Raw genomic sequence first — 24,477 nt, forward strand, 5'->3', positions numbered from 1 at the left:
CCGCCACCACCACAGAAACAGGAACCACCGCTGCGGTGGTGGGGTGGGAATACGACGCCGGTGGGCGGCTGCTCCGCGAAACCACCCCCACCGGGGCACGCACCTTCGCCTATGACGCCGCAGGGCAGCTTCTTGCTGTTACGGAACCTGATGGTTCGGTCACCGAGTATGTGTATGACGGGTTGGGCAGGCGGGTCAGGGTGATCGACCCGGACGGGTCCTGGACCGAATACGCCTGGGGCCCCACCGGCTACCTCACCGGCACCATCGAAAAGGATCGGGACGGGGCCGAGGTGTTCCGGCACTGGCTCCACGTCGACGCGCTCGGTGAACTCGCCACCGTGGACGGGACACCGTTGTGGTGGGACACCGCAGCACCCGTGCCGACCCTGGCCGGGATCAACACAACCCAGGTGTTGTCCCTGCCCGGCGGGGTCACCGGCATCGGCGACGCTTTCACCGCGCAGGGGTGGCGTGCCGCCCGGCCCACGGACCAGCACGATCCCTGGGCCGTCCTCGGAACCCCCACCACCCCACACCCGGGCAGCCCCACACCAACCAGTACAGGGGTTGGTTCCGCTGCTGGGTTCGGTAGTGTGTTGCCCGCCGGGATCGGCCTGACCGCAGGTGGCGGGATCGACATCGCCGGACTCGAATGGCTCGGCAAACGCGCCTACGACCCGGCCACCCGGGGATTCCTCTCCACCGACCCCCTAGCCCCCGTCCTCGGCGCGGGCTGGGACGGCAACCCCTACGCCTACGCCGGAAACAACCCCCTCAACACTTCTGACCCCACCGGCCTGCGACCCCTCACCGACGCCGACCTGAAAGCCTACGACGGCTCCTCCCGCGGCGCCCTCGCCGCAGCAGGCGACTGGCTCGGAGACAACTGGGAATACGTCGTCGGCGGCCTTGCCGTCGTGGGTGGCGCGGCGTTGATGTTCGTCCCCGGCGGACAACTCGCGGGCATGGGATTGATGAGCTTCGGCGCCGACGTCGTCATCCAAAAAGCAACCACCGGCGAAGTCAACTGGGGCCAAGCAGCCATCTCCGGCGGCCTCGGCATGGTCGGCGGTGGTGCGGGATTGTTGGCCGGGAAACTCGCGACTAAGGCGGCTACGAACCCTGTGGTCCGGATGGCCGTCGAGAACGGTGTCGAAGGGGCGATCAGTGGTGCCGGGGGCTACCTCACTGGACCAGGACCGCACACCCCAACCGGGTTGCTGGGCGCAACAGCCCTCGGCGGAGGAACAGGCGCACTCCCTATCGGTGGCGCCGCCAACAGGGTCGACCTCCCGGCCCCGCCCACGACCCGCCTAGGCGACTTACCCGCCACGCCGATGGGTTCGTCCAACCTGTCTGGATCGGCATATATTGCTAGTGCAGACGGCGTCATCATACCGACGAGTCGTTCCACGTTGGAAACAGGATTTCAAAGAGCAGGCTTTCCCAATGAGCCGACGTCCTCGCCGGGCATGATGTACACCATGCCCGATGGTAGTCTAGTGCGCATTATGGAACCTTCAGGCGACGCCCAGCTTAGGGCTTCATTTACAAATGCCAACGATGGGTCGATCAATCCCTTCACAGGAAAGCCAGTGCAGCCACCACGAGGACTCACCAGGCCTGAAAGGGCGCTCTTCGTAAGAGAACGCACTCACATTAACTTGGCGCCGTGATAGCTGATCAATTCTCTCTGCTAAGGGCGGCTCTTCCGCTGCAGGTGACTCGTGTTGAAGCCAACGACCCGTTCGTTTGCATAATGGGCGAAAACTGGTCACTGGCACTGAACTGCCCGTGGACACTTGAAACTCCCGAGGGAACATTTCCTTGGGAATCTGACCTTCTCGACGGAGAGGCAGAGAGGTTGGTTGGACGCTTCCTGATGACCATATCCGAAGAAGTTCCTGGGGTTTCGAATCCAATTTTTCATTTTACGGCAGGATATTCAATTCATGTCTTTGCTGATACGGACCTTCTCCCTTGGGTGATGCGGGTGCCCGGACTTACATTTGACGGTCGGAAAAGTTCTTAGAGCCAGTTCGGGGCACGCGCCTTCGCGCTGCGGATCGCGGCATCAAGCGCGCCTACGACCCCACCACCCTGGGCTCCCTCTTCACCAACCCCCGCCCCGATCGTCGGAGCGGGCTGGGATGGACCCTTACGCCTACGCTGGAAAGGCCTTGCTGTGGTGGGCGGGGCGGCGTTGATGTTTGTCCCCGGTGGCTAGGTCGTGGGCATGGGGTTGATGAGCTTCGGCGCCGACGTAGTCATCCAAAAAGCGACCACCGGCGAAGTCAACTGGGGCTAGGCCGCGATCTCCGGCGGCCTCGGCATGCTCGGCGGTGGTGCGGGAATGCTGGCCGGGAAACTCGTGACGAAGGCGGCTACGAACCCTGTGGTCCGGTTGGCCGTCGAGAACGGTGTCGAAGGGGCGATCAGCGGAGCCGGTGGCTACCTCACCGGACCCGGGCCCCACACCCCATCCGGGTTGCTGGGGAGTTCATCGATCTTTTGACTGTTATGAGGAAGGCTGTTTCCTGTAGCTGTCGATGAAGGAGAAGCTGATGCCATAGGGGCGGCCATATCGGTCGTATTGGAGACAATTTATAGTGAGGAACTAGTCTGGCGCATCGATGCCGCTGAAAGTCAGTTGAGAGAACTCCTTCAACATATCAAATGAACTGTTAGGCCAGTTCTAAAATTCAGATGGGATTGACAGCAATTCGGAGGAAAACCATTGACGCAGAATGTTGTATTGCCTGCTCTAGATGAGCGCATGATTGAGTGTGGGATGGTCGATCTGGAACCGTGGGAACTTCTACGCGGTGCAGAGCAGGCACAGCGAATGAAGCATCTTGATGAGGTTTTTCCGGGATGGAGCCTGGTTCCCATTGCACGGAGGACCGACAATGATGATGTGGCCTGCTGGACTGGCATACACGTCGTAGTCGTCGATGACTACGACGTTATGCGGGATGCAACTGGGGCGGCGTTACGTCATTCGGCAAAGGAATACGCCTCAATGGATGAATGGTTGATCGCAGCGATACGGGACTTTATCGAGTTTGATTGAACCGCCCACTGCAGCATAAACCCGCCTGCCCTTGCCGCAGGGGACTCGCCTTAATCCCGACCGTCTCCGAGAACCCATGGCCAAGACCGGGCATCCGGCAGTGTGCATCAAAGTGACGAAGGAGCAGCACACCGAGGATGTCCGGCCTCGGGCCGGGGGCACTCAAGCAGATCAGCCCAGCAGGGCCCTGCGCAGCACGTCCAAACCGACCGAGCCGACGTTGAGGGCTTTGCTGTGGAAGGACTTGAGATCGAAGCCTTCACGGGACTCCAGCTCGGCACGGATCTGCTCCCACAGACGCTGCCCCACCTTGTAGGACGGAGCTTGTCCCGGCCAGCCCAGGTAGCGGGTGAATTCGAACTGAAGCTGGCCTTCGCTGATGTCGAGGTTGGCTTTGAGGAAGTCGAAGCCCTTATCCGGCGTCCAGGTGCCGGTACCCCAACGTTCGGGGACGGGCAGTTCCAGGTGCACACCGATATCGAACACTACGCGGGCTGCCCGCATCCGTTGGCCATCCAGCATGCCCATGTGGTCGCCCGGGTCCTTGAGGTAGCCCAGTTCCAACATGAGCTGCTCCGCGTAGAGCGCCCAGCCTTCACCGTGGCCGGAGACCCAGCAGACATTGCGGCGCCAGTTGTTCAGCAGTTCCCGGCGGTAGGTTGCCGTGGCGACTTGGAGGTGGTGGCCGGGCACCCCTTCGTGGAAAACGGTGGTGGTTTCGGACCATGTGGTGAAGGTGTCTTCGCCTGCCGGCACTGACCACCACATACGTCCGGGCCGGGAGAAGTCGTCGGAAGGGCCGGTGTAGTAGATGCCGCCCTCGTCGGTGGGGGCGATCATGCACTCAAGAGTTTTCATGACGTCCGGGATGTCGAAGTGGACATCGGCCAGCTCGGAGACAGCGCGGTCGGAGAGTTCCTGCATCCAGGCTTTCAAGGCGTCGGTGCCCTTGATCTGGCGGGCAGGGTCGCTATTGAGGATGGCCTTGGCTTCTTCAATGGAGGCGCCGGGCTTGATCTGCGCCGCGACCTTCTCCTGCTCGCCGATGAGCCGCTCAAGTTCCTGGACGCCCCAAGCGTAGGTCTCTTCCAGATCTACTTCGGCGCCAACGAATGAACGCGAGGCCAGCGCGTAGCGTTCGCGCCCGACTGCGTCCTTCTCCGGCGCCAGGGGCAGGAGTTCGTCCCGAAGGAATCCACCCAAGGCGCTGTACGCAGAACGCGCGGCCGCAGTCCCGGCGTCGAGCCTTGACTGAACCTCGGCGGGCAGCGGCGAGCCATCAATAGCAGCGTTGGTGGCCATTTTGGCGAAGAAGCCGTCCTCTGAGGCGTAGCGGCCCGTCTGCTCGATCACGATTCGGACCTGGCGGGCGGCGGCGACTTTTCCATCGGCAGCAGCGGAGCGAAGCGACTCAATGTAGCCTTCAATGGCGCCAGGAACGTTGGCTGCACGGCCGGCAAGGTGTTCCCACTGCTCCACGGTGTCGGTGGGCATGAGATCGAAAATGGCGCGGATGTCCTGGGCAGGAGAGGCAATGTTGTTCAGGTCGGCGAGGTCCCAACCCGACTCGTGGATCTCCAATTCCAGGCCAAGCCGCTCGCGCATGGCGTCGAGGGTAACAGCATCCACATCATCGGACGGCTCAAGGCCTGCCAAGGCATCCAAAGCCAACTTTGTGGCTTCCGCATGAGCCTCGGCACCGGCAGGGGAGTAGTCCTGATATTCGGTTTCGTGTCCGGGCAAGCCCAGCGTGGTGGCGAAGCTGGGATTGAGTTCGATCAACTTTTCTGTGTACGCGTCAGCGACGGCATCGATGGCGGACTTCGGGCGTACAGGAGTGTTTGCAGTAGTCACCCACAGAGCCTAGCCGCGACACCGCTTACGTGAAAGGGTTGTTGAACTTTTCTACGTGCGGGAAAACTAGCCGCGGCTGCGCTTCCATGCGCCAGGGCCCGGTGACGGGTCCAGCCGCAGCTGCTGGCGTCGCACCCAATGCCGGACGTTCGGCTTGGCTGCGGCAGCCTCCTGCTGCGTACCGAGCGAAACCACGACGGCGGCAATCGCCGCGAGCTCTTCGGATGTCGGTTCGCCCTTGACCACAGAGAACAGTGGTTCAGTGGGCGCGGCGTCCGGCGCCGAATCGGCGCGATGCTTCGGCGTGGTCACAGCGGGATGTTTCCGTGCTTCTTGGTGGGCAGGCTGGCGCGCTTGTCGCGGAGGGCGCGGAGGCCGCGGATGATCTGGAGGCGCGTGTCGGACGGAGCGATGACGGCGTCCACGTAGCCCAGCTGGGCTGCCTGGTACGGGTTGAGGAGTTCTTCCTCGTAACCCTGGATGATCTCGGCGCGCTTGGCCTCGACATCACCGCCGGCTTCGGCAACAGCAGCAAGGTCGCGACGGTACAGGATATTCACGGCACCCTGGGCGCCCATGACGCCGATCTGGGCGGTGGGCCAGGCGAGGTTCAGGTCTGCGCCGAGCTTCTTGGAGCCCATCACGATGTACGCGCCACCGTAGGCCTTGCGGGTGATCACGGTGAGCTTGGGGACCGTTGCTTCGGCGTAGGCGTAGAGGAGCTTGGCGCCGCGGCGGATGATGCCTTGGAATTCCTGGTCCTTGCCGGGCAGGAAGCCCGGGACGTCCACCAGGGTGATGATGGGGATGTTGAACGCATCGCAGTGGCGGACAAAGCGGGCAGCCTTTTCCGAGGCGGAGATGTCCAGGGTTCCGGCAAACTGCATGGGCTGGTTGGCCACGATGCCCACGGTGTGTCCCTCAACGCGGCCGTAGCCGATCATCACGTTGGGGGCGTACAGGGACTGCATTTCCAGGAAGTGCGCGTCGTCCACGATCTGCTCAATGACCTTGCGCATGTCGTACGGCTGGTTGGCGGAATCGGGGATCAGCGCGTCCAAGGCGAGGTCGTCGTCGTTGAGTTCCAGTTCCTGGTCGTGCTCCACCACGGGTGCTTCGGACAGGTTGTTGGAGGGCAGGAAGTCCAGGAGTTCGCGGACGAATTCGATCGCGTCTGCTTCGTCGGAGGCAAGGTAGGTGGAGGTTCCGGTGGTGGCGTTGTGCTGGCGGGCACCACCAAGGGTTTCCATGTCCACGTCTTCGCCGGTGACAGTCTTGATGACGTCCGGGCCGGTGATGAACATGTGCGAGGTCTTGTCCACCATGACCACATAGTCGGTCAGGGCGGGGGAGTAGGCGGCGCCGCCGGCGCACGGACCCATGATGAGGGAGATCTGCGGGACCACGCCGGAAGCGTGGACGTTGTTGCGGAAGATGTCAGCGAACATGGCCAGCGAAGCCACGCCTTCCTGGATACGCGCGCCGCCGCCGTCGTTGATACCCACAACCGGGCAACCGTTGCGGAGGGCGAATTCCTGGACTTTGACGATCTTCTCGCCGTTGACCTGGCTCAGGGAGCCGCCGTAGACGCTGAAGTCCTGGCTGTAGATGGCGATGAGGCGGCCATCAACGGTGCCGTATCCGGAGACCACGCCGTCGCCGAGGGGCTTCTTCTTCTCCATGCCGAAGGCGGTGGAGCGGTGGACTGCCAGGGCGTCGAACTCGACAAAGGAGCCCGGATCAACCAAGAGGTCGATGCGTTCGCGGGCCGTGTTCTTGCCCCGTGCGTGCTGCTTCTCAATCGCTTCCGGGCCGGAAGGTTGCTCTGCACGGGCCTGGCGGTCGCGGAAGTCGGCAATCTTTCCCGCTGTCGTTGTCAGATCGTGGCTCATCAAGTGTCTCCGGCTCTGTAGCTGATTTTCGCTGGCGCAGTTCGGTGTTGGTCCCAAAGCTTAAGTAGCTTCCGTACAAAGAACAGGCCCCGCAGGCCAGTCTAGTGACGCCTTAGCCGCGAACTGCTGTAGAAACCCTACAATTTTCCGCGTCCAAGCCAAAGCCATCGCTATGTTACCCGTCAGTAACATAGTTGGGTTAGAGTGTCCCCATGACTTCAAGCAACGACGCTTCCCGCGCACCTGCGCCGACGCAAACTCCCTACGTGGCCACCGGTTCGCTCAAGGGCCGGACCATCCTCATGTCCGGCGGCAGCCGGGGCATCGGCTTGGCCATCGCCACCCGCGCGGCCCGCGATGGCGCCAATATCGTGCTCATGGCCAAGACGGGGGACCCCCATCCCAAACTCGAAGGCACAGTCTTCACCGCCGCGGATCAATTGGTGGCGGCCGGCGGCCAGGCCTTGCCGCTCGTCGGGGACGTCCGCAACGATGACGACGTCGCCGCAGCAGTAACCGCCGCCGTCGAGCGTTTCGGGGGGATCGACGTCGTGGTTAACAACGCCTCGGCAATCGACCTGTCCCGCACCGATGCCGTGGACATGAAGCGCTACGACCTCATGCAGGACATTAATGTCCGTGGCACCTTCCTGCTCTCCAAGCTGGCGCTGCCGGCGCTCAGGGAATCCAGCCACGGCCACATTCTCACCCTTTCCCCGCCCCTGAACCTGGACCCGAAATGGGCCGGCATGCATCTTGCCTACACCATGGCCAAGTACGGAATGAGCCTGACCACCCTGGGATTGGCCGAAGAGCTCAAGAACGACGGCGTGTCGGTCAACTCCCTCTGGCCTTGCACGCTGATTGATACAGCCGCGATCCGGAACATGCCCGGCGGGCAGCAAATCGTGCAAGCAGCACGAGGCCCCGAAATCATGGCCGATGCCGCACATGCTGTCCTGACCGGTTCCGGGGCAACAGGCAAATTCTTCACCGACGAAGAGGTCTTGACAGCTGCCGGTGTGTCGGACTTTTCGCCGTACAGCCTGGGAGCGCCCGAAGACCGCCTGGTTCCGGACATTTTTCTCTAGGCGGATTCCCAGCCGCTTTTCAGGACCGTGGGCCGTCCCGGACCGCCGTAACTGGATAGGATTCAGCTATGGATGCCGAACAGCCAGACAGCAGCGAACCCCACCTCCCAGCCGCCGGTCCCGAGCGGCCTGCCTTGGACCGTGAAGCGTTGCTGCAGTCGGACTTCCTGTCTGCCACGGGCATTTCGCAACTGACCGTTGTCCAGTCCACAGGGTCCACCAACCAGGACCTGGTACGGGCGGTCACCGTTGAGCCCAAAAAGTGGGCTGACCTTTCCGTTCTGACCGCCGAACACCAGACGGCGGCGCGTGGACGGCTGGACCGGCACTGGGAGTCGCCTGAGCGTTCAGCGGTGTCGGTGTCCATAGTGCTCCGTCCTGTTACGGCAGAGGGCATGCCGGTACCAACGCAGAGTTATTCGTGGTTGTCCCTTCTTGCTGCGGTCGCCCTGCGCGAGGCTTTGCAGGAAACGGCCGGGGTAACAGCCGATATCAAGTGGCCCAACGACGTCCTGGTCAACGGCCGCAAGATCGCGGGCATCCTGGCGCAGATGACAAACATCGGCGATGGCTCGGTTCCCGCAGTGATCCTCGGAGTGGGCCTCAACGTGACGCTGGCTGAGGAGGAGTTGCCGGTCAAGACAGCTACGTCGTTGGCCTTGGAAGGGGCCACGACGACGGACCGCACCGCGCTGCTGAAAAGCTACCTGTCCCGCTTCGCCCGGCTTTACCGTAGCTTCTGCAATTCAGAAGGGGACCCCGCTGCCGGTCTGGCCGGCGGACCTTCCCTCCACAAGCGGGTCGAGTCGGCCATGGTGACGTTGGGCCGGGAGGTCCGGGCACACTTGCCGGGAGATCACGAGCTTGTGGGCCATGCTTCGCGTTTGGACGAGCACGGCTCCTTGCTGGTGGTGGACCACGGCGGCAGGGAACATGTTGTGACAGCTGGTGATGTGGTGCACCTGCGCGCCACAGAAAGCGGTTATGCGTAAAGAGCTGCTTCCTGGAGAGCAGGTCATCACCATCACACGCCAACAGGCCCGCTCCCTCTTCTTTCCCGTGCTTGCCTTCCTGGTTGCACCTGCCCTCACCGGTTATGCCTGCGCCTGGATTGTCAAAGGAAATGCCCAGCGAGTGGCGCCGTTAATTACAGTGGAATGGACACCATGGCTGGTTGGCCTGTGTTTGGTACTCGCAGCATGGTTGTTGCTGGCTTACAGCCTGCGCCGCGTCATGCGCTGGAACTCCGTCCGCTACATCCTGACGAGCAGACGGATACTTGCCAAATATGGAATGTTTCGACGCCGAGACTGGCAGGTATCGCTCATGGCGGTCCGCAACGTGGGCGTCCACCAGAGCATGCTCCAACGGACATTGCACTCCGGGAATATATCCTTGGATACCGGGCACTCCGGAACGGCCATCCTGGCGGATGTTCCGGACGTCGCGAAATTCCGGGGATTCATTCTTGACGCGATGGACGAACTCCCGCAAGGTGAGGTTTTTGAGGGCCAAGTATTGACGGACTATGACCAGTTGCCATGGGAGCTGAGAGAAGGTGGAAGAGATGAGCGTTGAGGATCAGCAGTCCGGCGAGGACTTGGACCGGGAGTTCGACGCCGTTCCCGAACCTTCCGTGGATGAGGACACCGACGCGGGGCCTGCTCCGGTTGCGGTGCAGAGCGGTCCGCCCACGGGCGTCATGTCTGCCGAGCGACTGGCCATCAAAGCACTGGAATCAAAGCTGCTGGGCGGCGAACGTAAGCTTCGTCGTCGTGAAGTTGCCGCAGGGGCAGGGGTATCCATTCTGTCCGCCCGCAAAATTTGGCGTGCGTTGGGATTCCCGAACTTCGGCGACGAAGACGTCGCTTTTACGGAACGCGACCAGGCGGCGTTGTCCACCATCCTGGACCTTGTCCGGGCCGGCGTCCTGACCGAGGAAGCCGCCATTTCTGTCACCCGGTCGATCGGGCAGATGACGGACCGCATGGTGGTTTGGCAGATAGAGGCCCTGGTGGAAGACATGGTGTCCGAGCAGGGCATTCCGGATGCCGTGGCCCGTAAGCAACTGGTAGGTCAGCTGCCCGGCCTGGTGGACTCGCTCGAAGAGATCCTGGTCTACTCCTACCGCCGTCAACTCAATGCAGGTGTGCAACGCCTGGCGGTTCGCGCTGAAGCCGGGCTCCAAGCCAGTGAGGAAGGCCGCGAGGGCGACGAGGACGATTCGCCGTTGCCCCTGGCGCGGGCCGTGGGCTTCGCCGACCTCGTCTCCTACACCAGCCTCTCGCGCCGCATGAATGAGAAGACCCTCGCTCAGTTGGTACAGCGCTTTGAGAACAAGTGCGCCGAAATTATCTCCGTGGGTGGCGGCCGGTTGGTCAAGACCGTGGGCGATGAAGTCCTTTACATTGCCGAGACGCCCGCAGCCGGGGCCGAGATCTCCCTGGCGTTGGCGCAGGCCTTCACCGAGGACGAAATCCTGCCGCAATGCCGCGTCTCCATGGTCTGGGGCCGTATCCTGTCCAGGCTGGGCGACATCTACGGACCAACCGTCAACCTCGCTGCCCGCCTCACCACCCTGGCCCAGCCCGGCACCGTTTTGGTGGATGCCATGACAGCCGCTGCGCTGGGGCAGGATGACAGGTTCGTCCTGGTTCCGCAGAAGTCTGAAAATGTTCGCGGTTTCGGCGAGATTCATCCCGTCATGCTGGCCCGTGGCCGCGGCAAGGGACTCGTGCTGGACTAGGCGCCTTCTGACAGCCCGCCTTTCAAGGCGCACGCTCTCTCACTTTCCTCGGGCTTGAGCCGAACGCTCGCTCACTTTCCTCAGGAAAGTGAGCGAGCGATCGGCTTTAAGGGCTGTTATGTGAGAGAGCGTGCGGGGGTTGAGGCGGGATTTCAGTGTGCGATTCACGTCACGACTTAGCTAATCGATGGAGTAACCCGGTAGGCTGTGCGTTGATCGTGTCGTGTTTCGCCGTGGGGGTCGGCGCCGGCTGCTTCGTGCTGCCTGAACTGTGGGGGAATGTTGGATGGCTCTGCCTGATGGGTCCGGAAAACGCCGTGCCAATAACCGCCGGCGTAAGGTCATCGCAGCCACTGCCTTCACTGCCGCAGCGGCTGTCCTGGTAACAGGTGCCATCCTCTACCCGGGGTTCAAGACCACCGAGGTGGAACTGAACGACGGCGGCGTCTGGGTGGTCAGTAAGACCAAGAACGCGGCCGGCCGGCTGAACTACCCTTCCAAGTCGCTGGATGGGGCAGTGACCCCGGCCAGCACCAACTTCGATATCCTTCAGCAGGCCGGCGATATTTTCATCGATGACGCGGACGGCGGGACCATCAACCCCGTCAGTGCAGCCAATATGAAACTCGGCGGCGACCAAAAACTGCCGGGCTCCGCGGAAGTGAGCTTCGGCAACAAAGTACTGGCTGTCACCGACCCGTCCCAGGGCAAAGTCTGGGCTGTTTCGCCCACCTCCATCGGCGGTTTCAGCGACGAGTCGGAACCCTTGTTCGAGCAGTCGCCCGGTGTGGTCTCAGTGGTGGGTGTGGACGACACCATCCATACGCTGGACCCGAAAACCGGGACACTGACGGCCACAAAGGTAGACATTGACGGTAAGTCCGTGGACTCACAGGTCAGGAAAGACGACGCCTTAAAGGCCGACGGCGAGGTCCAGTTGGCAACCGTCGGCGACAAAGCAGTGGTCCTCAATGCGGCCACAGGCGAGATCGTGCTGCCCGGGGGCAACAGGGTGCATCTGGACGATGCCAGGGAAGCCAAGCTGCAGCAGAGCGGCCCGGACGCCAACAGCGTCGCCATCGCCACACCGAAGGCACTGCTCCTGCAACCCCTGGACGGCGGGACCGCCAAGACGGTCCAAGCGGACGGTCAGGGGATTCCGGCCGCGCCGGTGCATCTGGGATCCTGCACGTACGCAGCGTGGTCCGGTGCCAACAAATACGTCCGGGAATGCACCAACGAGGCAGACAGCAGGCGGTCCGACGTTCCCAAGGCGAGTGCGTCGCCGTCGTACGTTTTCCGGGTCAACCGCGATCTCGTGGTGCTGAACGACGTCAACTCAGGCAACGTCTGGATGGTCAACCAGAACATGCAGCTGGTCAACAACTGGGATGACGTCATCCCGCCCCAGCAGACCTCGGACGACGCCGAGAAGGACTCTGCGGATGAAGTCCAGCAGACAGTCCTTCCGGACCGCAGCAAACCCAACACCGTGCCGGTAGCCAAACCTGATGCCTTCGGGGTCAGGGCCGGGAAGACCACTGTCCTGCCCGTCCTGGACAACGACGCCGATGCCGACGGCGACGTCCTCACGGTCAGCACCAGCGAGCCATTGAAGTCAGGCGCTTTGTCCGCTGTCTACGGTGGCACCGGCTTCCAGATCGCAGTCCCCGCAGGAACCACGGGCTCCGAAACCTTCAAGTATTCGGTGGATGATGGCCGTGGCGGTACAGGCGGCGCGGACGTCGACCTGAGGATCGTGCCTGCGGAGGAAAACAATGCCCCCCAGCCCAAACCCAACCGGAACAACGCCGTGGTGGTCCAGTCCGGAAAGATCGCCAGCCAGTTTGTCCTCACCGATTGGTTGGACCCCGACGGCGATGACATCTTTGCCGTCGCCGTCTCCAGCAGCGATCCCGCGGACCAGGTGCGGATCAGGCCTGATGGCTTGCTCACCTTCCAGGACTCGGGGGCGGGGCCGGGCCGTAAAACGCTGACTGTCAGTGTTTCGGACGGGTCGCTGACCACCCAAGGGCAGATCAGTGTTGACGTTCGTGCTCCCGGCGCACTGCCGCCGATCGCGAACGCGGACCACGTAGTTGCGGTGGCGGGCCAGGACACGGTGATCGCGCCGCTCAAGAACGATACCGATCCCCAGGGCGGCACGTTGCGGCTGGCTCAGGCACAGCCGGATCCGCAGTCAACAGCCGTGGTGGGGCCCGACCAGCAAACCTTTACTTTCAATTCCACGACCGTGGGTCCCCACTATGTGACCTACATGGTGACCAACGGGCCCGCGAGTGCGCAGCAGCTGGTGCGTGTCGACGTCGTTTCCGGCAACAGTGACGGTGCGCCCGTTGCTGTCCGCGATATAGCGCTCCTGCCCAGCGGTGGCAGCACTGTGGTTGATGTGTTGGGCAATGACTCGGATCCCGGCGGGGGCGTTCTGGTGGTCCAGTCGGTCACGGCAGCCGACGGGCTCCCGGTTTCGGTCGCGGTCCTTGACCACTCGGTCATCAAGATCACCGACATCCGGGCCCAAGGGCAGCTCTCGTTGAAATACACGATCTCCAACGGCAAAGCCTCCGCAACCGGGGATATTTCAGTCCAGGTTGTCCCGGCGCCCACCAAACTTCAGGCACCGCAGGCCAAACCGGACGAGGTCTCCGTGCGTGCCGGCGACGTCGTCACCATCCCGGTCTTGGAGAACGACACGGATCCCAATGGTGGAGAACTGACGCTGGACCCGGTCCTGGCCCAGCAGCCGGACGAAAAAGCCGGACGGATCTTCCTTGCCGGCAACACCCTGCGCTACATCGCTGGCGAGGAACCCACCACCGTTTATGCCATCTACAAGGTCAGCAATGCCTCGGGCCAAACTGACTCGCAGCAAGTCACCATCCGCATCCGCGCCCGCGACGACGCCACCAACACCAGGCCGGAGCCCCGGAATCTGACAGCCCGCGTGGTTGCGGGGATGACGGTAAGGATCCCCGTTCCCCTGGACGGTATCGATGCCGATGGCGACTCGGTGCAACTGATGGGCATCGATAAAGCTCCCGAGCTGGGGACAGCCATCCTGCGGGATGGGTACCTCGAGTTCACCGCCGGAGGCACGTCTGCAGGCACTGACACGTTCAGCTACCGCGTACGGGATCGTATCGGTGCGGAGAACACCGGCACGGTGATCGTGGGCATTGCGCCTGCGGAAGCCGATAACCAGAAGCCCATTGCGGTGGACGACGTCATCGATGTCCGGCCCGGACGACGGGTGGCGGTGAACGCACTGAAAAACGATTCAGACCCCGACGGCGACCCCATCGCTTTGGTGTCTGCGTTCGAGGCCAAACCGGAACTGCAGGTTGAAGCTGCCGCAGGAAAGGTGGTCCTCATGGCGCCGGGTGCAGCCGGCACGGACAGCATCAGCTACCGGATTCAGGACGATAAGAAGGCTGAAGCGGCCGCGGTCATCCGTGTCCAGACAAGCCCGACCGCGCCCCTCCATGCTCCCGTGGCAGTGGACGACCGAATCACGCTGGCCGAGACCCTGGGTAAGACTGCGGTTGACGTTCCGGTGGTGAAGAACGATTCCGATCCCGACGGCGTGGCGGAGGACCTCACCATTTCCCTGCCGGACGGAAACCCGAATGCGCGAGTCGGCACCGCAGGCAACGTGGTGGTGACACTCCTGCCCGAGGACCAGTTGATTCCGTACACCGTCACCGATATTGACGGGCAGTCAGCCACCGCCGTCATGTGGATTCCAGGGCAGGGCCTCCAGTACCCCACGCTTTCCACCACTGAGATCGTGGAGGTCACCGCGGGGGAGGAAGTTACTGTGGCCCTTCAAGATCACGTCAAGGTCAGGGACGGCCGTCAACCCCGCATCACGGTGGCGGACAAGATCCGTGTCCTGGGCGGTGACTCCACCAACGTCATTGCTGGTGACGGTACTGCGCTGAGGTATGCGGCCCGGCCTGAGTACGTGGGGCCCGGGTCCATCACCTTCGAAGTGACCGACGGCAGTGGTCCCGACGATGTCGAGGGCTTGAAGTCCACTCTGACCATCCAGACCAAGGTGCTCCCGAACCCCAACGCCAATCACGCCCCCTCCTTCAGTGGAGCTGCGATTGAAGCGCCAAAGGGGGACACTACCGAACTGGACCTGGCCAACCTTGCCGCGGACGTCGATGAGCAGGACCAAGGCAAGCTCACGTTCAGCGTGGACGGTGACCTGCCCGGCGGATTCGACGCGCGGGTGGAGGGTACGGTCCTGAAAATCACCCCCGGGGGTTCACTGAACCCCGGCGCCCGCGGGACCGTGCCGCTCAAGGTGACCGATGGCCGCTCGGAGCCTGCGAAGGCAGCCGTTACCGTCTCCGTAGTCTCATCGAACCGACCCAAACCGGCAGCGAACGATGATGTCCTCGACAAGGCCAACGCCGGCCAGTCCGAAACCATCAATGTGCTGGGCAACGACTTCAACCCCTTCAGCGAACCCTTGACCGTGCTTTCCGCCGTGGTGGAAACCGGATCCGCATCAGGCGAGCCTGCCATTGGAGGCGACTCCATCACGGTGACGCCCGCCGACGGCTTCAAGGGGGTCCTGGTAGTCAGGTACACCATCAAGGACAAGACCGATGATCCCAGCCGGCAAGCCGTGGGCCGTGTCCGGATCACCGTGAGGGACAAGCCCGATGCTCCTTCGGCGCCGGTGGCTACGGACGTCCGCAGCAAAACGGCTGTCCTCAAGTGGGCGCCGCCGTCGGACAATGGCGCAGCCATCACCAAGTACACGGTGAAAGCGGCCGGGTTCCAGCAGGAGTGCCCCACGACGACGTGTACGTTGACTGGACTGACCAACAACGTCAAGTATGTGTTCACCGTGGTTGCCACCAATGAGGTAGGCGAATCCCAGCCCTCCGTGCCCTCCAACGAGATCACTCCGGATGAGAAGCCGTCGCCCCCGGACGTGCCCACGGTCAAGGCCGGCGACAAGGACCTGGCGATCACTTGGACCCCTGCCAAAACCGAGGGTTCACCGGTGAAGCACTACAACCTGGAGATCTCTCCGCCGCCCGCCAACGGCATTGCCGTCAAGAACGATGTCACCGGCCTCAGCTACACTTGGCCGGGCCTGACCAACGGTGTGAAGTACAAAGTGCGCGCGCAGGCCGTCAACGATCTTGGCCCGTCCGACTGGGGGCTGTATTCAGCCGAGGACCACCCTGCCGGTATCCCCGCAACACCGGCGCCGCCGAGTACCACTGTGGTGTCCGCAGTCGGTGCGCAAAACCAGCTCCGCGTCGACTGGGCTGAGCCGGGCATCAATGGTGACCCCATCAAGAGCTATTACGTCACCATGAGTGGTGGCAGCGGCACCACCCAGACTCAGACCATTCCGGGGAACGTCCGGACAGCCACCTTCAAGGTTTCCACCAACGAATCGGCGTACACGTTTACTGTCCAGGCCGAGAACAAAGCAGGCAAGAGCCTGGTCAGCGCCGCGTCACCGCCGCGAAGGGCCACCGGAAAACTGGGTACCGTTCAAAACGTCAGCGCGACGCCGGCCAACACCGGCGCCGCTGGTGGCCAGCTCACCATCAACTTCAGTGCGCTCGGCGATACCCAGCGCAATGGCTCCAAGGCCAACGAAGTCAGCTACACCTACTCCGCAGGCGGACGTTCCGGTGCCATCCAGCCCGGGCAGACCGTAGGAGGGTTCGCCAACGGCCAGGCCACCACTGTGACAGTGACGGCACATTCAACCGTGGCGCCCAGTTCCGATGCCGCTGCCGCGCCATCCGCCACGCCATTTGGTGCGCCGGGTACGCCCTCGGCGTCGGGGTCAAACGGTGCCGTGAACCAGAAATCGGTGACCTTCAATTGGTCATCTCCCTCATCGTCCACCAATGACGTCAAGACGACGAAGATCCGCATCGATAGTGGGGGCTGGGAGACGGTAGGAGCCTCCGGTAGCCGCACGATCAACACTGCCGGGTGGGAAGAAGCACATAGCATCACGGTGCAGACGTTCAACTCTCTCGGCACGGGCGGCGGCCTGGCGTCGACCAGTGCCAAGTCCGGACGCCAGGGGGAGTGGACCACCACTATGAACCCAGGCGCGGTGGTGCGGTCTTGCAGCTTTACAGCAGGAGGGGCCAACTACGATCCGAACAGGAAAACGTGTGACGGGCAAAGCAACAACACCCCGCCATGGATGGCTTCCGCCGATCAAGGCCCCATTGTGGTGCGTTGTTACATTGACCAAACGGATAACTGGACCGGCATGCACCGTTGGTGGAGGATCGAATCCGGCTCCTACCGCAACGTGGGCCGGTACATCATCGCAGGTCACACCCACCTTCCGGACCCCGCAGGCATCGGAGCGCCCCCGTGCTGACCGTTATAAAGGTCAGGCGCGGGGCAGATCTCCCCATCGCGCAGCCGGTAGCTAAGGCCGTAGTCTGTCAAAGCCAATGGATAGCCCGGTCTCGGGTGTCCTCGATTGGACGTGGGGTGCGTGGGATAGTCTTAGGGACTGAAAATTCCGCCGCCGTATGGGGGTACTGCGGAATGCACGGCTGCCGGCATGTGTCGGTTGGCCCGGACGCCGCTGGGGGGCGGCTGTATATCAAGGGAATTTTGGGGCTGTGAGAAATTTCTTCGGCAAGCTGGGGCTGACAAGGCGTCAAAACAAAAAGTTCATAGCGGGAACTGCTGGCACCGCAGCGGGCGCGTTGTTGATCGCCGGGGCTGTGCTGTACCCGGGTTTCAAGACCACTGAGGTGGATTTGAACGACGGCGGCGTGTGGGTGGTGAGCAAAACCAAGAACGCCGTGGGCCGGTTGAATTACCCGTCGCGTGTTCTTGATGGTGCCGTGACTCCGGCAACCACCACCTTTGATGTCCTGCAGCATGACGGCAACGTCTTTGTCGACGACGAAGCCGGTTCCACCATCAACCAGGTCTCAGCAGCGAACCTGAAGCTTGGCGGCGATAAGCAGCTGCCGTCGTCGTCGCAGGTGAGCTATGGCTCCACCGTACTGTCGGTGACCGATCCCGCCCGCGGCAAGGTATGGGCGTTGTCTCCCTCCACGGTCAACGGCTTCGACGAAGAAGGCACGGAGCCTGTCCTGACAGGGGACCAAGGCTTGGTCTCCGCAGTGGGCGCCGACAACCGCATCTACACAGCGGATCCGGGGAAGGGCGAAATCACCGTCACCACAGTGGATCCCAATGGCGAGCGGACTGACTCGCAGGTCACCAAAGTGGACGAACTCAAAGGCGCCGGCGACCTTCAGATTGCCGTAGTGGGGGACAAGCCTGTTGTCCTTGATGCGGGTTCCGGGAACCTGTTCCTGCCCGGCGGCCGCAAACTCCAGCTGCAGGATGCACGGGAAGCCAAGCTGCAGCAGAGCGGCGAAGACAGCAGCTTCGTTGCCATCGCCACGCGCAAAGCCCTCCTGAAGCAGCCCTTGGACGGTTCCACCGCTGCAACCGTCAATGCCGACGGCGAAGGCATCCCGGCAGCACCTGTGCAGGTGGGCAAATGCGTTCACGCTGCCTGGTCCGGGGCCAACAAGTATGTCCGCGACTGCGAGAACGACGCGGACGACAAGAAAAACGACGTCCCCAAGGCCAGTGCTTCACCCAGCTACGTTTTCCGCGTCAACCGCGACCTCGTAGTCCTCAATGACGTGAACTCGGGCAGTGTGTGGCTGGTCAACCAGAACATGCAGCTCGTGAACAACTGGGACGATGTTGTCCCGCCCAAGAACCAGTCCGATGACCAGGACCAGGAGTCCGCGGACAACAACACCATCAACGTTCTCCCGGACCGCACCAAGCCCAACCGTGCGCCTGAAACCAAGCCGGACGAGTTCGGTGTCCGGCCGGGCCGGACCTCCATCCTCAGCATCCTGGACAATGATTCAGACCCCGACGGCGATGTCCTCACCGCTGCGGTAGGTGCGAACGGACCCAAATCCGGGGCGCTGGAGAACATCTACGGTGGCTCAGCGTTCCAGATCAAGGTCCCCGCTGACGCGAAGCCGGGAACGGAAACCTTCGACTACAACGCCTCGGACGGACGCGGCTTGTCCGCCGGCGGACAGGTCACGCTGCGCGTCGTGGCTCCGGAGGAAAACAAGCCTCCCTTCTTCAAACGCGGCGAGCCCACCACCATGCTGGTGGAGCAGGGCAAATCCGTCAGCCAGAACATCCTGACCGACTGGATGGATCCCGACGGAGACGACCTCGTCCTCCTGGATGCCAAGACGGACAACGACCAGGACCAGGTGAAAGTCCGTCGCGATGGCCTGCTCACCTACCAGGACTCGGGTGCAGCACCGGGCAAGAAAAACGTCACCATCACCGTGTGGGACGGCCGGGCCACCACCACGGGCCGGATCGTTGTCAACGTTCAGCCCCCCGGCGCCTTGGCGCCGGTGGTCAACGCCGACCATGTCACGGCGGTAGTCGGCCAGGACCTGGTCATCGCACCGCTCAAGAATGACGTCGACCCCAATGGCGGCGCCTTGCGCGTTGCCCACGTAGAAGCCGCCGGACCGGCGGAGCTGGGTCCAGTGACCGACGGCGGTACGTTCACCTTCCGAAGCACCACGCCGGGCCCGATCTACTTGACCTACATCGCCAGCAACGGGCCCCAAAGCAGCCAAGGCCTGATCCGTGTTGACGTCGAATCAGGCAAGGACTCTGGAGCGCCTGTCGCGGTTCATGACGTCGCTCTGCTCCCCGTGGGCGGCAGCGTGCTGGTGGATCCATTGGCCAACGACTCCGATCCTTCCGGCGGCGTGCTGGTCCTCCAATCCGTCACCGTCCCCGACGGCTCGTCCGCTTCGGTCAGCGTGATTGACCACAGCGTGCTGCGCGTTACCGATGTCCTTGGCGCGAAAGAGCCGTTCGTGTTCAGCTACACCATGTCGAACGGCCGCGGCTCGGCCACAGGCACCGTGGGCGTCGTCCCGGTGCCGGCCCCCGCCGTCGTCGAGGCTCCCCAGCCGAAACCCGACGAAGTCAACGTCCGGGTCAACGACGTCGTGACCATTCCGGTCCTGGACAACGACACGCACCCGCAGGGTGAAGAACTGTCCGTCGATCCCGTACTGGCGCAGACCATTCCGGACGAGGACGGCAAGGCGTTCATTTCCGAAAAGACCTTGCGCTTCATTGCCGGCCCCACTCCCAAGACCGTGCGTGCCATCTACAACGCCGTGGACCCGCAGGGCCAGAAGAGCGCGGCAGCCGTCACCATCCACATCCTGCCGCTCGAAGGCGCACAGAACTCACGTCCGCAGCCGCAGAACCTCACCGCACGCGTAGTGGCCGGCGGCAGCGTCCGGATTCCGGTACCGCTGGACGGAATCGACCCCGACGGCGACTCGGTCCAGTTGACCGGCATCGACAGCACACCCACCATGGGAACTGCGACGGCGGGAAGCAGCTTCATCGATTTCGTCGCCGCCGGCGATGGCGCGGGAACCGACACGTTCCGCTACAAGGTGATTGACCGCCAAGGTGCGGTCAACACCGGAACGGTGACTGTCGGCGTCGCGCCCCGCGGTGAAGACAACCAGAAGCCTGCCCCGGTGGATGACGAAGTGCAGGTCCGTCCCGGACGTCAGATCGCCGTGGACGCCACCGTCAACGACACCGATCCCGACGGTGACATCATCCGCATCCTGACGGACAGCATTGAAGCCGATGCAGGCCTCGAGGCCCAAGTCAGCAAGACCAGCGGTCGCGTCCTGGTGACCGCTCCTGCGGCCGAGGGGACGGTCAACGTCCGCTATTCCGTAGCCGATGACCGGGACGCCGTGGGCCAGGCCAGCATCAGGGTGAACGTCAAGAACGACATTCCGCTGCAGGCTCCCATCGCCCGCGATGACCGCGTCACGTCAGCCCAGACACTGGGCAAGACCGCCGTGGACGTTCCGGTCCTCAAAAACGACGAGGATCCGGACGGCGTGGGGGAGAACCTCAAGGTCACCACAGGCTTGGATACGGCCCGTCCCGGTTCCGAAGGCAACGTGGTGGTGGACCTCACCGAGCAGCCGCAGTTGGTGCCGTACACCGTGGAGGATGTGGACGGCCAGAAGTCCACTGCCATCATCTGGGTTCCGGGCATCGGGCAGCAGGTTCCGACGCTCGCCAAGGATGATGTGGTGGAGTTGGTTTCAGGCCAGTCCGTCACCGTGAACCTGGCCGAATGGGTCAAGGTCCGCGAGGGGAAGTCGCCGCGGCTGACCCAGGCGGACCGCATCAAACTCATCGGTGCCGACGGCAGCGACCCCGTAGCGGGCAATGGAACGGCACTTAAGTACACGGCCGGCGCTGAATACGTTGGTCCCGGTTCCATCAGCTTCGAAGTCACTGACGGAAGCGGCCCCGACGACCCCAACGGCTTGAAGTCGACCCTGAGCATCCGCACCAAGGTGCTGCCGGATCCGAACAAGAACAACCCGCCGGTGCTGCTGGGCAGCGACGTGGACGTTCCCAAGGGTGACTCGGCCAGCCTGGACCTGGAGAAACTCGCGTCGGATCCCGATTCCGACGACGTTCAGAACATGAAGTATGAGCTGGCCGGTGCAGCCCCGGGTGGATTCAGGGTGAGCCTTGACGGCAAGACCCTGAAGGTCTCCGCCGAAGACTCGGTGCAGATCGGTCAAGGCGGCACGGTCCAGGTGAAAGCGAAGGATCCGCGGGGCCTCGAAGCGGTCGCGACGTACAAACTGTCATTGACGGCCTCCAACCGACCCAAGCCGGTGGCTAATGACGACCTTGAACCGGATGCGAAATCCGGGAATTCCGTGACGGTCAATGCGTTGGCGAACGACTCCAACCCGTTCCCGGATACCCCGCTGAAGATCATCTCTGCGGTCACTGAGACGGGCGAAGGCACGGCAGAGGTCAGCGGCGGAAACGTGACCGTCACGCCGTCGTCGGGCTTCACCGGGACCATGGTTGTTGCCTACGTAGTGGGCGACAAGACGGGCGAAACCTCGCGATACGCCACGGCCCGCATCCGCCTCACCGTCAAGGACAAGCCCGCCGCGCCCACCACGCCGCTGGCTCAAAGCGTGGGCGACCAGACAGCGTTGCTGACATGGAACGCGCCGGCAGATCGTGGCTCACCCATCACCAAGTACACGGTGTACGGGGAGAACGGCTTCAAGCAGGACTGTCCCGCGAATACGTGTACGTTGACCGGGCTGACCAACAACGTGAAGTACCACTTTGCCGTCACCGCCACTAATGCGATCAACGAATCCGAGCGCTCTCCGGTCTCCGCCGAAGTCCGTCCGGACGTCAAGCCCGACACCCCGATTGCTCCCACGCTGAAGTTTGGCGACAAGCAACTCTCGGTGGCCTGGAGTGCTCCTGGCAGCAAGGGCTCGCCCATCAAGTCCTACGACCTCGAGATCTCGCCGGCTCCGGCCGGACAGAATCCCCAGATCCAAAACCTCACGGGCAACAGCCACGTCTGGTCCGGACTGACCAACGGCGTGGCCTACAAGGTCCGCGTCCTGGCCCGGAACGACGCCAAGGAACCGTCCGAGTGGAGCCCCTACTCTGCGGCGGAAACGCCGGCTGGTGTGCCGGCGACGCCTGCTGCGCCTTCAGTTGCAGGTGCAAAACCCCTTGGCGGGCAGAGCCAACTCCAGGTGACATGGGCTGCACCAAACAACAACGGCGACGCCGTGTCCGCCTACACGTTGACCACGTACCGGGGCGGGGCCGTCGTGGCCACCCAGTCGGTGGGGGCGACCTCCCAGAATGTCACCGTGGACAACAGCGAAACCGACTACAGTTTCACGGTCTCGGCAACCAACAAGGCCGGCGTCAGCGGTGTCAGCCAGCAGTCGGCGGCGGTCCGCGCAGCAGGCAAGCCAGGCATGGTAGCTGCGCCTACGGCAGCACTGCTGGAAACCAACGCGGCTGGTGGCAAGATCCGTGTGGCCTTCAACCCACTGTCACAGAAGGAACGCAACGGAGCCACCGCCAATGAGATCAGCTATAGGTATGCCCTGACGTCCGGCGCCGGCAGCGGAGAGATCCCGGCCGGGGGCGGCGTTGTAGCGGCACCGAACGGCCAAGACACGGCTGTGGTGGTGTGGGCAGTTTCCTCGCGGAACCCCACGCCTGGCGACAGGAGTCCGGCATCGAACACCGTGAACCCCTATGGGCTTGCGGCGGCACCGACAGTTACCGGCAGCAAGAGCAGCGGCGTCGGCGACAAGACGGTGTCCTGGACATGGAACCAGCCCAGCGGCAACGGCAGGCCGGTCACCGGCTACCAGTACAGCTTTGAAGGCGGCGGCTGGACAGACACAACGCAGAGAAGTTTCTCTACGACCGTGGGCTTCAGCGAAACAAAAACGTTGAGAGTCCGCGCCATCAGCGGTGGCCAGGCCGGCAACATCGGAAGCGACACGTCCCGGAGCGGATCTGCGCCACCGCCGCCGGACCCGCCGGCATCAGAGATTCAGGTGGAAGCCAGCACTGTCCGGACCTGCCCGGGTAAGCCCGGGCAAACGGACAGCTACACGCCCGGCAGTCCCGCGAAATGTGGTGTGGGCTGGGTAGAACGCTCCTGGGGCAAGATCACCATCAATTGCACCAAGGACATCTACAACAACGGCACGCCGTGGTACCGGCTCCAGGGTTCCCCGAAGGACGGCTGGTTCGTGAAGTCCACGACAGTGGACCTCTACGGGCCCCGCCCCGGCGGCTGCTAATCCCATGGCAACAACTTCAAACCCCCACCGATACATAAGGAACAGGATCAACCGATGACCATGACAAACGAGCAGGCCGCCTGGTTTGCAGAAACGTTCGAGAAGCTCGTGGCCAATGTGGGCAAGGCGGTGCTCGGCAAGGAGCACGTCATCCGGCTGACCTTCACGGCGATGCTGGCCGAGGGCCATATCCTGTTTGAAGATGCACCGGGCACGGGCAAGACCTCGTTGGCCCGCGCCCTGGCTGCAACAGTCCAGGGTTCGCACAACCGTATTCAGTTCACGCCTGACCTTCTGCCGTCCGACGTGACGGGTGTGACCATCTACGACCAGAAGACCCAGAAGTTCGAATTCCACAAGGGTCCGGTGTTCAACAACATCGTCCTGGCTGATGAAATCAACCGTGCGTCGCCGAAGACCCAGTCTGCGCTGCTGGAAGTCATGGAAGAATCCAGAGTGACCGTGGATGGAACCACCTATGAGGCAGGCCGGCCGTTTATGGTGCTGGCAACCCAGAACCCGATCGAGCAAGCAGGCACTTACCGCCTGCCGGAAGCACAGCTGGACCGCTTCCTGATCAAGACGTCCATCGGCTACCCGGACCACGCCTCCACGGTGCGGCTGTTGGGCGGGGCCAACCTGAAGGACCGGTCCAAGGAGCTCACTGCGCTCATCACCACGCAGGCGGTGGCTGACATGGCAGACCTCGCGGCCACCACCCACGTGGACACGGCTGTGCTGGAATACATCTCCCGGCTGTGCGAGGAGACCCGCAACGCCTCCGAGACCCGCCTTGGTGTTTCCGTCCGTGGTGCACTTGCCATGGTTCGTGCCGCCAAGGTGTGGGCCGCGGGCCAGGGCCGCAACTTCGTTCTTCCGGATGACATCAAGGAACTGGCACCCGTGGTGTGGACCCACCGTTTGGTGATGGATCCTGAGGCGGAATTCTCCGGTGCAACGCCTGACGTTGTCCTCACCCGCGTTCTGGCTGACGTCGCCGCCCCCCAGCAACGCGCCACCGCTTAGTCCGCGGCACCGCACGAGCCGGTTCGGCTCA

At 63.0% G+C, this 24,477-nt stretch carries 12 protein-coding genes; 9 read left to right on the forward strand and 3 right to left on the reverse strand.

Annotated features, from left to right (window positions below; translation table 11 throughout):
• Together ACIQLI_RS19175 and ACIQLI_RS19180 are read left to right on the forward strand one after the other, a co-directional pair.
• Positions 1-1,679, forward strand: a 1,679-nt coding sequence (locus ACIQLI_RS19175; RefSeq protein ID WP_400391282.1) for an RHS repeat-associated core domain-containing protein, incomplete at its 5' end; no start/stop codon positions are given.
• A gap of 1,061 nt (positions 1,680-2,740) precedes the next feature.
• Entirely contained in the window at positions 2,741-3,076 is a 336-nt protein-coding gene (locus tag ACIQLI_RS19180; protein ID WP_400391284.1) for a hypothetical protein, read from the forward strand.
• Between the two features lie 171 nt (positions 3,077-3,247).
• On the opposite strand, the gene ACIQLI_RS19185 is transcribed toward ACIQLI_RS19180, so the two are convergent.
• The 3 genes from ACIQLI_RS19185 to ACIQLI_RS19195 all read right to left on the reverse strand — a co-directional run bounded on the left by ACIQLI_RS19185 (position 3,248) and on the right by ACIQLI_RS19195 (position 6,822).
• Positions 3,248-4,930 carry a DUF885 domain-containing protein gene (locus ACIQLI_RS19185; RefSeq protein WP_400391286.1) on the reverse strand — a complete coding sequence of 561 codons (1,683 nt, stop codon included), beginning with the start codon at positions 4,928-4,930 and terminating at the stop codon, positions 3,248-3,250.
• A gap of 66 nt (positions 4,931-4,996) precedes the next feature.
• On the reverse strand, positions 4,997-5,242 hold the full coding sequence (locus ACIQLI_RS19190) for an acyl-CoA carboxylase subunit epsilon (RefSeq protein WP_400391289.1): 246 nt from the start codon (positions 5,240-5,242) through the stop codon (positions 4,997-4,999).
• Positions 5,239-6,822, reverse strand: a complete 1,584-nt coding sequence (locus ACIQLI_RS19195) for an acyl-CoA carboxylase subunit beta (RefSeq protein WP_207596893.1) — start codon at positions 6,820-6,822, stop codon at positions 5,239-5,241. Before ACIQLI_RS19195 ends, ACIQLI_RS19190 begins: the two co-directional genes overlap by 4 nt.
• A 212-nt stretch (positions 6,823-7,034) precedes the next feature.
• Between ACIQLI_RS19195 and ACIQLI_RS19200 the strand changes: the two genes are divergently transcribed.
• The 7 genes from ACIQLI_RS19200 to ACIQLI_RS19230 all read left to right on the forward strand — a co-directional run bounded on the left by ACIQLI_RS19200 (position 7,035) and on the right by ACIQLI_RS19230 (position 24,446).
• The gene (locus ACIQLI_RS19200) at positions 7,035-7,913 is read left to right on the forward strand and encodes an SDR family oxidoreductase (RefSeq protein WP_400391292.1); all 879 of its coding nucleotides are present in this window, start codon (positions 7,035-7,037) and stop codon (positions 7,911-7,913) included.
• A 68-nt stretch (positions 7,914-7,981) separates the two neighbouring features.
• Entirely contained in the window at positions 7,982-8,905 is a 924-nt protein-coding gene (locus tag ACIQLI_RS19205) for a biotin--[acetyl-CoA-carboxylase] ligase (RefSeq protein ID WP_400391294.1), read from the forward strand.
• Entirely contained in the window at positions 8,898-9,491 is a 594-nt protein-coding gene (locus tag ACIQLI_RS19210) for a PH domain-containing protein (protein ID WP_400391297.1), read from the forward strand. Before ACIQLI_RS19205 ends, ACIQLI_RS19210 begins: the two co-directional genes overlap by 8 nt.
• Positions 9,481-10,659 carry an adenylate/guanylate cyclase domain-containing protein gene (locus tag ACIQLI_RS19215; protein ID WP_400391299.1) on the forward strand — a complete coding sequence of 393 codons (1,179 nt, stop codon included), beginning with the start codon at positions 9,481-9,483 and terminating at the stop codon, positions 10,657-10,659. Before ACIQLI_RS19210 ends, ACIQLI_RS19215 begins: the two co-directional genes overlap by 11 nt.
• Positions 10,660-10,945: 286 nt before the next feature.
• On the forward strand, positions 10,946-17,062 hold the full coding sequence (locus ACIQLI_RS19220; protein ID WP_400391302.1) for an Ig-like domain-containing protein: 6,117 nt from the start codon (positions 10,946-10,948) through the stop codon (positions 17,060-17,062).
• 157 nt (positions 17,063-17,219) lie between these two features.
• On the forward strand, positions 17,220-23,420 hold the full coding sequence (locus ACIQLI_RS19225) for an Ig-like domain-containing protein (protein ID WP_400391305.1): 6,201 nt from the start codon (positions 17,220-17,222) through the stop codon (positions 23,418-23,420).
• Positions 23,421-23,474: 54 nt separating this feature from the next.
• The gene (locus ACIQLI_RS19230) at positions 23,475-24,446 is read left to right on the forward strand and encodes a MoxR family ATPase (protein WP_089594270.1); all 972 of its coding nucleotides are present in this window, start codon (positions 23,475-23,477) and stop codon (positions 24,444-24,446) included.
• Positions 24,447-24,477 lie beyond the last annotated feature (31 nt).

This window comes from Paenarthrobacter sp. NPDC091669 (genome assembly GCF_044756725.1).
Taxonomy (GTDB): domain Bacteria; phylum Actinomycetota; class Actinomycetes; order Actinomycetales; family Micrococcaceae; genus Arthrobacter; species Arthrobacter bambusae_C.